This window comes from Rhodobacter sp. 24-YEA-8, assembly GCF_900105075.1.
GTDB lineage: Bacteria > Pseudomonadota > Alphaproteobacteria > Rhodobacterales > Rhodobacteraceae > Pseudogemmobacter.
The window spans coordinates 2616739-2629519 of the sequence record NZ_FNSK01000001.1 but is presented as its reverse complement, the minus strand read 5'-3'; the positions used below and the strand labels follow the sequence as shown (position 1 = coordinate 2629519).

Annotated in this window: 10 protein-coding genes; 6 read left to right on the top strand and 4 right to left on the bottom strand. The window is 64.6% G+C overall.

What is annotated here, in order from left to right; all coding sequences use genetic code 11:
* The first annotated feature begins 92 nt into the window (after positions 1–92).
* Together BLW25_RS12790 and BLW25_RS12785 are read left to right on the top strand one after the other, a co-directional pair.
* Entirely contained in the window at positions 93–833 is a 741-nt protein-coding gene (locus BLW25_RS12790; protein WP_092899615.1) for a YebC/PmpR family DNA-binding transcriptional regulator, read from the top strand.
* A 162-nt stretch (positions 834–995) separates the two neighbouring features.
* Positions 996–1955, top strand: a complete 960-nt coding sequence (locus BLW25_RS12785; RefSeq protein WP_092899613.1) for a lysophospholipid acyltransferase family protein — start codon at positions 996–998, stop codon at positions 1953–1955.
* A gap of 7 nt (positions 1956–1962) precedes the next feature.
* On the opposite strand, the gene BLW25_RS12780 is transcribed toward BLW25_RS12785, so the two are convergent.
* On the bottom strand, positions 1963–2850 hold the full coding sequence (locus tag BLW25_RS12780; RefSeq protein ID WP_092899611.1) for a LysR family transcriptional regulator ArgP: 888 nt from the start codon (positions 2848–2850) through the stop codon (positions 1963–1965).
* Between the two features lie 95 nt (positions 2851–2945).
* Between BLW25_RS12780 and BLW25_RS12775 the strand changes: the two genes are divergently transcribed.
* From BLW25_RS12775 to BLW25_RS12765, 3 genes are all read left to right on the top strand, one after another.
* Positions 2946–3548 (top strand): LysE/ArgO family amino acid transporter, encoded by a 603-nt coding sequence (locus tag BLW25_RS12775; RefSeq protein ID WP_092899609.1) that lies wholly within the window; start codon positions 2946–2948, stop codon positions 3546–3548.
* Positions 3549–3569: 21 nt separating this feature from the next.
* Positions 3570–4484, top strand: a complete 915-nt coding sequence (locus tag BLW25_RS12770) for a DMT family transporter (RefSeq protein ID WP_253188430.1) — start codon at positions 3570–3572, stop codon at positions 4482–4484.
* 166 nt (positions 4485–4650) lie between these two features.
* A complete protein-coding gene (locus BLW25_RS12765; protein WP_171909549.1) occupies positions 4651–5700 on the top strand; it encodes a DUF2793 domain-containing protein in 1050 nt (349 codons plus the stop codon).
* On the opposite strand, the gene BLW25_RS12760 is transcribed toward BLW25_RS12765, so the two are convergent.
* A complete protein-coding gene (locus BLW25_RS12760) occupies positions 5697–6629 on the bottom strand; it encodes a glycosyltransferase (protein ID WP_092899605.1) in 933 nt (310 codons plus the stop codon). The genes BLW25_RS12765 and BLW25_RS12760 overlap by 4 nt on opposite strands.
* 251 nt (positions 6630–6880) lie before the next feature.
* Between BLW25_RS12760 and BLW25_RS24985 the strand changes: the two genes are divergently transcribed.
* Entirely contained in the window at positions 6881–10561 is a 3681-nt protein-coding gene (locus BLW25_RS24985; protein ID WP_092899603.1) for a calcium-binding protein, read from the top strand.
* A gap of 11 nt (positions 10562–10572) precedes the next feature.
* Here the strand turns inward: BLW25_RS24985 and BLW25_RS12750 are convergent, their stop codons facing one another.
* Together BLW25_RS12750 and BLW25_RS12745 are read right to left on the bottom strand one after the other, a co-directional pair.
* Positions 10573–11304 (bottom strand): DUF6270 domain-containing protein, encoded by a 732-nt coding sequence (locus BLW25_RS12750; protein WP_092899601.1) that lies wholly within the window; start codon positions 11302–11304, stop codon positions 10573–10575.
* Positions 11305–11391: 87 nt separating this feature from the next.
* Positions 11392–12435 carry a glycosyltransferase family 4 protein gene (locus tag BLW25_RS12745; protein ID WP_366268099.1) on the bottom strand — a complete coding sequence of 348 codons (1044 nt, stop codon included), beginning with the start codon at positions 12433–12435 and terminating at the stop codon, positions 11392–11394.
* Positions 12436–12781: the final 346 nt, after the last annotated feature.

The window sequence follows — 12781 nt, the reverse complement described above, 5'->3', positions numbered from 1 at the left end:
GCGGGCCGGGGGACTGGTCCCCCTGCTCTTGCCGCATCCCCGAGGGCCGGTGTAAAGAACCCCACCAGCGAAATCGAAGGAATGAGGCCCCTATGGCAGGCCATTCGAAATGGGCGAACATCCAGCACCGCAAGGGCAAGCAGGATGGCATCCGCTCAAAAATGTTCTCGAAGCTCTCGAAAGAGATCACCGTCGCCGCGAAGATGGGCGATGCGGATCCTGATAAGAACCCGCGTCTGCGTCTCGCGGTGAAAGCCGCCAAGGCGGTCTCGATGCCGAAAGATGTGATCGACCGCGCCATCAAGAAATCGCAGATGGGCGATGCGGCGGATTATACCGAGATCCGCTATGAAGGCTACGGTGCCGGCGGTATCGCCATCATCGTCGAGGCTCTGACCGACAATCTCAATCGCACCGCCTCGAATGTGCGCAGCTATTTCACCAAGGCGGGCGGCAATATGGGCCAGACCGGGTCGGTCTCGCACAGCTTTGACCGTCTGGGCGAGATCTCTTACCCGCTTTCGGCCGGCGATGCCGATTCGGTGATGATGGCCGCAATCGAGGCCGGCGCCGAAGATGTCGAGACCGATGACGAGAGCCACTGGATCTATTGTAAGGTCGAAGACCTCTCCTCAGTCTCGGACGCGCTGGAGGCCACGCTTGGCGAATCGACCGAGGCCAAACTCGTCTGGCGCCCGCAATCACGCACCGAGGTCGATCTCGACACCGCACAAAAGCTGATGAAGCTGGTGGATCTTCTGGAAGAGGATGACGACGTCCAGACCGTCACCCATAATTTCGATGTGCCCGACGACGTCGCCGCACAGCTCTGAAATCTGTCTTTTCCGACGATCAGAACCCCGGCCATCGTGCCGGGGTTTTTTCTTGCCTGCGTTCCGAGGGGCGCCACCGTCACCTCGGTGTCACCTCGCGGTTGTAATTTGCGGTGCCAGAAGGGCGCGCTTCCCGCGTCCGGTGCAAGACGGGAAAAACGCATGGGGCAGATGGTGCATGGGGATGACAGCTTTACGGCCTTGCCAATGCACCCCTCCGGCGGGGCCTGTGATGATCTGCAAAACAGGTTTCCCGGCGCACTCCCTGCGGGCCCGGTCTTCACCTATTCGCATCCCGATCAAAGCCCGCTGCGCCGCCGGCTGATCCGCGCGGTCGAGCGCCTTTCGGGCCAGACCCGGATCGAGCGCCTCTACCGCGACTGGCGCACCGATCCGGGCCGGGATGCTCAGGCGCCGGTTTTCGCCGAGGCGATGCGTGTCCTGGGCCTGCGCACCGAATATACCGCCGGGGATGAGGGGCTGATCCCGAAAACCGGCGGGCTGCTGGTGGTGGCGAACCATCCTTTCGGCATCGCGGACGGGCTGGCGATCGGCGATCTGATCACCCGGATCCGCCCGGATGTGAAGCTGATGGTTCATGCCGCGCTGGCCCATGCGCCCGAAGCGAAGGACCTCGTGCTGCCTGTCGATTTCAGCCATGGTCCGGAGGCGCGGCGCAGTTCGGCCGAGACGCGCCGCGCGGCGAGCGACTGGCTCGAGGCGGGGCATGTGCTGGTGATCTTCCCGGCGGGGGGCGTCTCGACCGCGCCAAAGCCGCTCTCGCGCCGCGCGGCTGACCCGGCCTGGCATCCTTTCGTCTCGCGCCTTGCGACGCGGCCCGGGGTCCGGGTGCTGCCGATCTGGTTTCATGGTCAGAATTCCCGGCTCTTCCAGATCGCGAGCCATTATTCCTACCCGCTCCGCGTGGCGCTGATCTTCCGCGAGACTTTGAGGCGCGCGAAAAAGCCGTTGCGCATCGCCATCGGCGCGCCGGTCAAACTGGATCCGGGGCTGAAATCGGCAGCCACCGGCGAACTCAGGCGGCTCACCTTCGGCCTGGCAGGGGTGAAGGGGCCAAAGCCCGAGGAAGAGTTCGTCTTCCCGTCGCGTATCAAATGGTAAGGGCACCTCAGGCGGCAGAGGAGGGCACGAGGACTTCCGCCGCTGCCTGCCGGATCGCGCGGGTCAGTGGTGCAAGGGCCGGGGCAACCAGACGCGGGAACTGCCAGTAAAGCGCCACATCCAGCGCCGAATCCGCCACCACCTCCTGCAACCTGCCGGCGTTGATATGGGCACGCGCCAGGGTTTCCGGGTTCATCGCCCAGCCCAGCCCCAGCAGCGCGGCATCGACAAAGGCCTGGCTCGCGCCGATCCGGTGGCAGGGCAGCGTCACCGGCCCGACAATCCGCGCGGCCCAGGTCTGTTGCAGCCGGTCCTTGCCGGAATAGATCAGCGAGGGCGCGCGGGCGAGCGCCGCTGCCGTGATGCCGCCTGCAAACCAGCGCGCCATGAAATCCGGGCTCGCGGTGGCCAGGTAGCGCAGCGACCCGAGCGCCACCGTGTCACAGCCCTGCAGGGGGCCCGGATGGGATGTCACCGCCGCCATCACCTCGCCGCGTCTGAGCCAGTCCTGGCTGACATCCTGGTCGTCGATTACGAGATCGAAGAGAAAATCGCCCTCGCAGGCGCGCAGCGCCGGCAGTACCCAGGTCGCCAGGCTGTCGGCGTTGACGGCTATCCTGAGCGGCGCCGGCCCGGAGGACAGGGCCGGCAGGTCCCTGGCCAGTTGCCGTTCCAGCAGGCTGATCTCATCGAAATGGCGGATCAGCCGCAGGCCTTCCGGCGTCGCCTCGCAGGGTTGGCCGCGCCGGATCAGCCGCATGCCGACCCGTTCCTCCAGCGCCCGGATACGTTGCGAGATCGCCGGGGGCGTCACGGAAAGCTCCGCCGCCGCGAGGTCAAAAGCGCCGCGCCGGTGAATGGCAGAGAGGGCGGCAAGCCAGCCGGGGTCGAGCATCGGGATAAGCCACGCTTAATCAGGCAAAGAAACATTAACTGGAATTATGTCGCCTGCAAGCGGTAGCGAAGCCGGTGTAACCCGGGAGGACGAAGATGTTCGAGGCGCTGATATCAGGCTATTTCACGGCGCTGAGCCTGATCCTCGCCATCGGGGCGCAGAATGCTTTTGTGCTGCGCCAGGGGCTCCGGCAGGAATATGTCGGCCTTGTAGTGGCGATCTGTGCGATCTCGGATGCGCTGCTGATCACATTGGGTGTGGTCGGTTTCGGCGCGATGAGCCGCGCCGCACCCTGGGCGCTGCCGGTGATGAAATGGGGAGGTGTGGCCTTTCTGGTGGTTTATGGCGCACTGAGATTTCGCGCCGCGATGCAGGGCGGCGAGGCTCTGGTGCCCTCGGCAGCGGCCAGGGTCTCGCGCGGCAAGGTGGTGACAACGATCCTTTTGCTGACCTGGGCAAATCCGCATGTCTATCTTGATACGGTGCTGCTGCTCGGCTCGGTTTCGGCGCAGCATGACGGTCACCGACTTGCCTTCGGGATCGCGGCGGCGGCGGGATCCTTCAGCTTTTTCTCGGCGCTTGGCTTTGGCGCGCGCTTTCTTGCGCCGGTCTTCGCAGAGCCCCGCGCCTGGGTCTTGCTGGAGATCAGCGTGGGCCTTGTGATGTGGGCCATCGCGCTCTCCCTTGCCTTTTCCTGAAAACCGGCGCAACCGGGAGGGATGTGGAACAGACAGGCCGACCGCCCGGTTGCGGGGATCATCTGGATGCTGATTTCGGGCATTGCCATGGTTGGCGTGAACGGAGCAGTGAAATATGTCGGCACCTCGCTGCCGGCGACGCAATCGGCCTTTCTGCGCTTTGCCGTCGGGCTGGTGTTCTTCCTGCCGATGCTGCCCGCAATCCTGCGCGCGGGCTATCCGGCACGGGTCTGGCAGCTGTTCGGCTATCGCGGCATCTTCCATGTCGGCGCGGTGATCCTGTGGTTCTATGCCATGGCGAGGATCCCCGTGGCCGAAGTTTCAGCCATCGGCTTTCTCAACCCGGTGATCGTGCTGATCGTTGGCGGGCTGCTGCTGGGCGAGGGGCTGAGCCTGCGGCGCATCCTTGTGGCGCTGGTTGCCTTTGCGGGGGCGCTGATCGTGCTGCGCCCCGGGCTGCGCGAGATTGCTATGGGTCATTGGGCGCAGCTGGGGGCGGCATTCCTGTTCGCGGGCGGCTATGTCATTGCGAAACGGCTGAGCGCGCTTGCCCCGGCGGGGGTTATTGTGGCGATGATGACCTATACATCGGCGATCGGGCTCCTGCCGCTGGCGCTGATTGACTGGCAGCCGGTCGCGCTGTGGCAGATCGCGGCGCTGGCGCTTGGGGCGGGGTTTGCGACGCTGGGGCATTATGCGATGACGCGGGCCTTTGCCGCGGCGCCGCTGGCGGTGACGCAACCGGTCAGCTTTCTGCAGATCATCTGGGCGGCGCTGATGGGGGCGGTCTTTTTCCATGAGGGGATCGACCCGTTTGTGATCCTGGGCGGTGCGGTGATCATCGGGGCGATCAGCTTCAACATCCGCGCCGAGGCCCATGCGCGCCGGGTGATCCGGGCGGCCGATGGTGCCGGCACCAGCGGCCCCGCGACCTGAGCTGAACCTTCCGGCCCGGATCCTGCAACCCGCGCTGTTGCGCGCGGCGCAGACTTGGCGCGCGCCGGGCCAGGGCGCGTTAAACCCTGTCTTCCTAGCCTCTGCCCCGCGGGTGCGCGACATGCCTCGCGGTTAACTGCGGCGCTGACCCCGCATGGAGGCAAATATGTCCGATACCACCGATATTCTTGGCCTGCCGCTGATCCTGCCTGCCCAGGCGCAGAAACACGTGACCCATAACGAAGCGCTGCTGGCACTGGATGCGGTGGTGCAGCTTGCCGTGCTGGACCGCAACCGCACCGCGCCTCCGGTGACGGCGACCCCCGGCGACCGGCATCTTGTGGCGGGCACTGCGACCGGCCTCTGGGTCGGGCAGGAGGGGCGGATTGCGGTCCTGACCGGGACCGGCTGGCAGTTCCATGCGCCGCAGCCCGGCTGGCGGGCCTGGGTGCTGGGTGAGGCGCGCGAAGCGGTCTATGACGGCCTGATCTGGAAGACCCCGAATGAGGGCGAGGGAGGCTTTGCCCGGCTGGGCGTCAGCACGACGCCCGATGCGGTGAACCGGCTCGCGGTGGCCTCCGAGGCGGTTTTGATGACCCATCAGGGCGCGGGAATGCAGCTCAAGCTGAACAAGGCGGCAGTGGGGGATACCGCGAGCCTTCTCTTCCAGACCGCCTGGTCGGGGCGGGCCGAGATGGGGACGGCGGGCGGCAGCGACTTCTCGGTCAAGGTCAGCGCCAATGGATCCACCTGGTTCACCGGGTTGCAGGTTGCGGCGGCAACCGGTGTGCCCGATTTTCCTCAGGGGCTGACCCGCGCCGGCTCGCAGGTCTTTGCGCGCAGCAATATTCTGGGCACCGTCAGCCAGACCGGCGGCGTTCCGACGGGCGCGGTCATCGAGCGCGGATCGAATGCGAATGGCTATTTTATCCGCTATGCCGATGGCACCCAGATCTGCTGGAAGAATGACCTCACTGTAACCAATGCCTCCACCGCGCTCGGCTCGGGCTTTACCTCAGCGGCGCTGCCCTGGGTCTTTCCGCAAACTTTCCTTGTCGGATCGACCCCCGTGGTCACGGGCATGGCGGATGCGGTGGACGCCTGGCTTGTGGCTGCGGCACCGGTGGAGGGCTCGGTTTCGCTCCGGGTGCTGACCATGGTCCCGAAGAGCGGCGCAATCGGCGTCAGGGCGATGGCCGTCGGGCGCTGGTTCTAAAGCCGGCCGAGCATCGCCGCCATCGCCATCGCCGCATCGCCGGAACGCGAGCTGCGATGAATGCCGAGGCGGCGAAAGGCAAGCGCGCGCCCTGGACCAAAAGCCGGCGCGTGGAGAAATCCGTCCAGCGTGGCGCGCGCATCGGCTGTCAGCATGGCCTCGCGCGCCCTCAGCGCGACCGCCTGGCCCTGCATCATCCGGCCCCATTCGCCATTCAGCAGCATTGCCAGCCGACGTTTGCCGGCCGCCGTGCCCCGCGCGCCCCCAAGCGCGTTCTCACCATGCTGGCGGTAGATCACCACCGGCGTCGGGTCGAGCGCCAGGCCGCCGCCGCATCCCGCGATCAGCTGGTAAAGCCACCAGTCATGCCAGCTGACGCTGTCGGGAACCCCCGCCTCGCGCACCAGCGCCAGCGCCTCTGGCGTGAGCATGATCGAATGGCCGGCAAAAAGGTTCTGCACGAGTGACGGCGCAAAACCCGGTCTGGTTCGTCCTGACCGCGACTGGCTGAGCGTGTTCAGCGCCCCGTCGGCAAGCATGCTCTCGCCCGCATAAAGCACTGGCCCCGCCCCGCCCATCAGACCCTCTGCCGCTGCGATCCGGCGCAGCCCGCGCGCGAGCTTTCCCTTTAGCCAGACATCGTCCTGGTCAGCCAGTGCGATGATCCCCTGCGGCAGATCCGGGTGGCAAAGCGCTGAGAGGAAATTCGCCGCCGCCCCTTTGCGCGGCCCCTCCACCAGGGTCAGCGGATATTTGCGGCCGAAAGCAGTGAGAATCTCTCGGGTGCCATCGGTTGATCCGTCATCGGAGACGAAAAGCGACCAGCTGCCATGGCTTTGCGTGACGAAACTGTTCAGCTGTTCAGCCAGCCAGGCCGCCCCGTTGCGGGTGGCCATCACGATGGTCACATGATCGTCTTTCTGGCGCATCGTCTTCCCGGTGGCAGGAGATGCGCGGCCCCGGTCTGCAACGCGTCTGCCTTTCGCTAACTTTCGCCGAAAGAGGCATCGGAGGCAATGCCGGCCTCGGTTCCCGGCGCGGTCCCGCAGATCTGATCCTGGCGTGTTGATAAAGTTTGGCTAAAACCATTCACCAAAGCCCTGATATCGCCCGAATGTCAAAAGGAAGCAGCAAGCCCGCCAGGTGAAGATGGTGCCCGGGGAAGAACGGGTATGTGTCTATGTTTCAGGTGAGAGCACTGCAAACCTTTGTCGATGCGCCATTGAATCTGATTTCGGGCATCGGAGATATGTTGCTGGCGACGGTCGGATCGCGCCTGATGCTTTACACAACGACACGGGCGGGGGGCGGGCTGCTCAGCTTCGAGATCGGCGCGGGCGGGATGCTGCTGACCAGTCAGGGCCAGATCGCCGCGCGCGGGACGCTCTCTGCTCCGCCGACGCTCGATCTCTATCAGCTCGGCTCGACCCAGCATCTGATCTATTCGGGGCTCGAGGACAGCACGCTTGTCTCGTTCAGGCTGAATGCGGACGGGACGCTGCGCGGATCGTCGCGCCCCGCCGGTGGGCCGGCAGGGATCATTTCGGCCCAGGCCCTTGTCACATCGGGCAATCAGACCCTGCTCTATGCCGCCACCACCGGCAGCGGGCTGATCACGACCTATTCAGTCGCGGCCACCAATGGCGTGATGACGCGGCTCGGGGCATTGCAGCTGGGGCCGGATCTTGCCGGCATCAATATATCGGGCATGGCCGTGTTCGGCATCGGCTCTACTCAATTCGTCGCGGTGACATCGCAGTCTGCAGACCGGATCGACATATTGCGCCTTGCGGCAAACGGCTTGCCGACCGCAGCGGGGAGCATTGGTGCCAGCGACGGGCTGGGCATCAGCGCCCCCTCGGCGGTGCGCTTTTGTGAAGTGCATGGCAGCCCTTATCTGGCGGTCGCCTCAGGCAGCAGTTCGTCGATCACGCTGCTGGCGCTCTCGCCAGGAGGAACGATGACGGTAGCGGATCAGATCATAGATACGCTTGATACGCGGTTCCGGGCCGTGGTGACCCTTGAGACCATCAACATCAAAGGGCGGAGCTTTCTGGTTGCCGGCGGCGGCGATGGCGGTCTGCATGTTTTCGAGATCCTGCCGGGGGGGCGGTTCGTCATCGCCGCCACCATGTTGCAGCAGGACGGGCTGGCATTGCAAAACATCACAGCGCTGGCCTTGCAGCCAGGGGCGACCGGCTTCTGGATCTATGTGGCCGGCGAAGGCACAGGCGTCACCCGGCTCTATGTCGAGACCGGCGCGCTTCCGGCCCCCCTGATGGGGACGGGCGCGGCCGACACGCTCACCGGCGGCGCGGGGCATGATCTGATTTCGGGTGGGGCTGGCGATGATGTTCTTTATGGTGGCGCCGGCGATGACATCCTGATTGACGGGGCGGGCGTCGACCGCCTTTATGGCGGCGCCGGCGCGGATCTCTTCGTGCTTTCGTCCGATGGGGCGCTGGATTACATTCACGACTACCAGCCCGGTATCGACCGGCTCGATCTGAGCGCATGGGGCAGGTTCTACGGTCTGAGCGAGCTGACCATAACGTCGCTCGCAGGTGGCGCCAGGATCCGCTACGGCAAAGAAGAGCTGATCGTCTATTCCGCCAATGGTCTTCCCCTGACGGCTGCCAGCTTTGCAAGCGCCGGGCTGTTCGACCTCTGGCATGGTGATTACACAATGCTCACACCGGATGGCATGATCGCAGGCACTCCCGGTGCGGATTATCTGGTCGGGACGGATGGAGATGATCTGTTCCTCGCAAGTACTGGCCAGGACACGATCCAGGGCGGTAATGGTTTCGATCACATTGATTTTTCCGAAATCAATGCCGCGATCCGGGTCGATCTCCAGATGCGCGCCGGCATTGCCGGGCCGGTGCAGGGGCAGGTCTATCTGTCCATCGAGGCGATGACCGGAACGGCCTATAACGACACGCTGCTGGGCGATGCATCGGGCAATGTGATCCAGGGCGCGGGCGGCAATGACGTGCTCTATGGTCGCGGCGGCAATGACACGCTGTATGGCGGCGATGGCGATGACTGGCTTTACGGCGGCGAGGGGGCGGATTGGCTCTATGGCGGCGCGGGGCGCGACCGCGCGCATTACGGCGATGCGCCGGCCGGGGTGCGGGCGGATCTGCAAGCGCCCGGGACCAATACCGGTATCGCCGCCGGCGACCGTTTCTTCGGGATCGAGGATCTCGTCGGATCGGCCTTCAACGATATGCTGCTGGGCGATGCATCGGGCAATGAGATCCAGGGCGCAGGCGGCAATGACGTGCTCTATGGCCGCGACGGCAATGACACGCTGTACGGCGGCGATGGCGACGATACACTCTATGGCGGCGCAGGGGCGGATTGGCTCTATGGCGGCGCGGGGCGCGACCGCGCGCATTACGGCGATGCGCCGGCCGGGGTGCGGGCGGATCTGCAAGCGCCCGGGACCAATACCGGTATCGCCGCCGGCGACCGTTTCTTCGGGATCGAGGATCTCGTCGGATCGGCCTTCAACGATATGCTGCTGGGCGATGCATCGGGCAATGAGATCCAGGGCGCAGGCGGCAATGACGTGCTCTATGGCCGCGACGGCAATGACACGCTGTACGGCGGCGATGGCGACGATACACTCTATGGCGGCGCAGGGGCGGATTGGCTCTATGGCGGCGCGGGGCGCGACCGCGCGCATTATGGCGATGCGCCGGCCGGGGTGCGGGCGGATCTGCAAGCGCCCGGGACCAATACCGGTATCGCCGCCGGCGACCGTTTCTTCGGGATCGAGGATCTCGTCGGATCGGCCTTCAACGACATGCTGCTGGGCGATGCATCGGGCAATGAGATCCAGGGCGCAGGCGGCAATGACGTGCTCTATGGCCGCGACGGCAATGACACGCTGTACGGCGGCGATGGCGACGACACACTCTATGGCGGCGCAGGGGCGGATTGGCTCTATGGCGGCGCGGGGCGCGACCGCGCGCATTATGGGGATGCGCCTGCCGGGATGCGGGCGGATCTGCAAGCGCCCGGGACCAATACCGGTATCGCCGCCGGCGACCGTTTCTTCGGGATCGAGGATCTCGTCGGATCGGCCTTCAACGACATGTTGCTGGGCGATGCATCGGGCAACGAGATCCAGGGCGCGGGCGGCAATGACGTGCTCTATGGTCGCGACGGCAATGACACGCTGTATGGCGGCGATGGCGACGACACGCTCTATGGCGGCGCAGGGGCGGATTGGCTCTATGGCGGCGCGGGGCGCGACCGCGCGCATTATGGGGATGCGCCTGCCGGGATGCGGGCGGATCTGCAAGCGCCCGGGACCAATACCGGTATCGCCGCCGGCGACCGTTTCTTCGGGATCGAGGATCTCGTCGGATCGGCCTTCAACGACATATTGCTGGGCGATGCATCGGGCAATGAGATCCAGGGCGCGGGCGGCAATGACGTGCTCTATGGCCGCGACGGCAATGACACGCTTTATGGCGGCGATGGCAATGACTGGTTGTATGGCGGCGACGGCAACGACTGGCTGCATGGCGGCCCCGGGCGCGATGTCTTTCTGTTTCTCTCTGCGCCAGGCGCCGCAAATGCCGACCGGATCGCCGATTTCAACCCGGCGGAGGATATGATCCTGCTCGATGATGCGGTCTTCACAGCTCTGAACCTGGGAGTTCTCGGGGCCACGCGCTTCACCATCGGTGAAAGCGCGACCACAGACGCGCACCGGATTGTCTATAATCAGGCAAGTGGGCAGATTTACTATGACCCGGATGGCAGCGGGGCAGCCGGGATGTTGATTTTTGCAAGCGTCACGCCCGGAACGCTGCTCACCGCCGATCACTTTCTGATCATCTGAACCGGGAGGTGTCAGCCAGCAAGCGTGATCCGGTTCAGCTCTCCGATCAGGTGCTCATAAATGTCGCGGGAATAGTGGAAGGGAGAGAGGCCCCATTTATGCTCATGATCGGACACAAAGGATATGGGGTAAGAGACGGAAGCAACAGCCATCCGGCTTTCAAGATAGGCATACATCCGGTCAAGATGGGCATTGTGGGTCTGCACATGGGTGGCATCGAAGCGTCCGCCCCCCGTATCGCCTGCCGACCAGTGGACCTTGTTGAGAACAACGCGGAGCTTCTGTTCGGCCACCAGCGCGGCGAACTCGTCCGCCCCCTTTGACCACAGGGCGAAATGCTCATCTGTATTTGCCTTGATCACCCTGATATCGGGGTAGCGCGCCAAAGGCTTTGGACGCTGCATCTCGACTGAATTGGTTGCGATGGTTCCGTCGCGTTCCAGCAACTGAAATCTCTCGTCGATCAGGTCGACGATGATCGTGGTATCCGCAGGCAGATCGCAGAGCATTTGTGTCAACGCCTTGGTCAGATCCGTGTGCACCATCGTGCGCTGGAACTGGCTGATCATTTCATTTGCGGGATCGATTTCTTCCAGAGAGAGGCTGAAAGGTTTTGCCGCAAAGCCGCTGCCGAAAGAGGTGCGGCAAATGTAGCCTGCAAGCTTGTAGCCATGTGGCACCAGCTCAAAAGCATCGCGAGTGACGCATGAGCCCAGGATGAAAACGCTCGGATCTTGTGCCATGCTGCATCTCCTGCAATTGCGCCCATTGCTTCACCCTTTTGACATTCCGGTCAAGCGTGGAGGGGGCCATATCGCGCAGGCAGGGGCTTAATCGCACCGTTCCTGGCCGAGCTGGTGATAGAACTCAACCAGACGCTCTGCCTGTGCTTCCCAGCCGATGCTTTCGGCTGCGAGCTTCCGGAAGGTGCCAGGCGTCGCCCGGGCCATTGTCAGTATTGTCTCCGCCAGCGCGGATGCGTCTCCCGCAGGGAAGGTCAGGCCAAGCTGCCGGTCCCGCAGAAAAGGCCCCATTTCGGCGAGATCGGAGCCAATTACCGGCAGGCCGGCCATCAGCGCCTCGAACAATTTGTTCGGCATGGCGTATTGATAGGACAAAGCCACCGGGATGATCGGAATGATCGCGGCATCAGCGGAGGCTATCACGCGGGAGACGTCTTCCGGCGGGACCGGGGGCAGCATTGCCAGCCTGTCAAGGACACCGGCCTCTTGCGCGAGGCGGGAGAGGCGGGCGGCCACCGATGGCGGGCTGCGTCCAACCGTGACAAGGCAGACCGGGCGCCCGAAACCGTGCTCCGGCGCGTTTTGCCGCAACTGGCCAAGCGCAGCGACAACGGTTTCCAGCCCGCGATTGATCGCAACATTTCCGGTGTAAACCAGAAGGAAGCTGTCCTCCGGCAGGCCTGCCCGCATCCGCAACCCGGGATCCTGGTCGGAACGAGGGCTTTGATCAGCTGCCCGCGGGGTGTTGTAAAGCACCAGCGGGCGGGGGATGCCATAGTGCGTCGCAAGGTGGTCGGCGATGCTGTCCCCGACCGTGATCACGGCGGCGGCCCTGGGCAGCAGCCGCGCCTCCAGACGCTCCACCTGCCGTCTGCGCGCCGGACTGAGCGGGGGATTGCGATGGGTTTCCAGCTCATGGCTGTCGAAGATGAAGGCCGCGCCGGTATTCATCGCCACCCGGGAGGCAACCGGCAAGGCGGGCAGATCATGCGCATGGATCACATCGGCCCGCGAGGCGGTCAGCGCCGCCTCGAAAGACCGACCGAAACTGGCCGCGAGCCAGGGCTGATGCAATGTCTGGCTTTGGTCGCGCAGCCAGGCGCGAATGACTGCCGCACGTTCCGCGCCCAAAATTTTTGCGAGCCTGCCGGAATTGGGCGTGGGGTTTGGAGGGGCGACAGACGGCGCTGAGGTCGGCGCCCCGGGCTGTGTCGCAGCGGGGGCTTGAATGCGCCGCCGGAAAAGCTGTTCAAGCGCCTGCCTCGGTGATGCGCCTTTCCATTCGAGGCGCTGATAGCGCACGCCGGCCCTCACTTCGTCCTGAGGCAGTCCGGGCATGGCAACACAGAAAACACATACCTCATGTCCCGCCGCCGCGAGACTTTCGGCCTCTTTCATCACGCGAAAATCCGGCGCGCAGGGGTTGGGGACGATCATCGAGACGCGCATGCCCTGATTCAATCCAACCGGTTCAGGG

Excerpts from the sequence above, each read along its gene's own strand:
- BLW25_RS12790 (WP_092899615.1), top strand. The coding sequence starts at position 93 with ATGGCAGGCCATTCGAAATGGGCGAACATCCAGCACCGCAAGGGCAAG.
- BLW25_RS12785 (WP_092899613.1), top strand. The coding sequence starts at position 996 with ATGGGGCAGATGGTGCATGGGGATGACAGCTTTACGGCCTTGCCAATG.
- BLW25_RS12780 (WP_092899611.1), bottom strand. The coding sequence starts at position 2,850 with ATGCTCGACCCCGGCTGGCTTGCCGCCCTCTCTGCCATTCACCGGCGC.
- BLW25_RS12775 (WP_092899609.1), top strand. The coding sequence starts at position 2,946 with ATGTTCGAGGCGCTGATATCAGGCTATTTCACGGCGCTGAGCCTGATC.
- BLW25_RS12770 (WP_253188430.1), top strand. The coding sequence starts at position 3,570 with ATGTGGAACAGACAGGCCGACCGCCCGGTTGCGGGGATCATCTGGATG.
- BLW25_RS12765 (WP_171909549.1), top strand. The coding sequence starts at position 4,651 with ATGTCCGATACCACCGATATTCTTGGCCTGCCGCTGATCCTGCCTGCC.
- BLW25_RS12760 (WP_092899605.1), bottom strand. The coding sequence starts at position 6,629 with ATGCGCCAGAAAGACGATCATGTGACCATCGTGATGGCCACCCGCAAC.
- BLW25_RS24985 (WP_092899603.1), top strand. The coding sequence starts at position 6,881 with ATGTTTCAGGTGAGAGCACTGCAAACCTTTGTCGATGCGCCATTGAAT.
- BLW25_RS12750 (WP_092899601.1), bottom strand. The coding sequence starts at position 11,304 with ATGGCACAAGATCCGAGCGTTTTCATCCTGGGCTCATGCGTCACTCGC.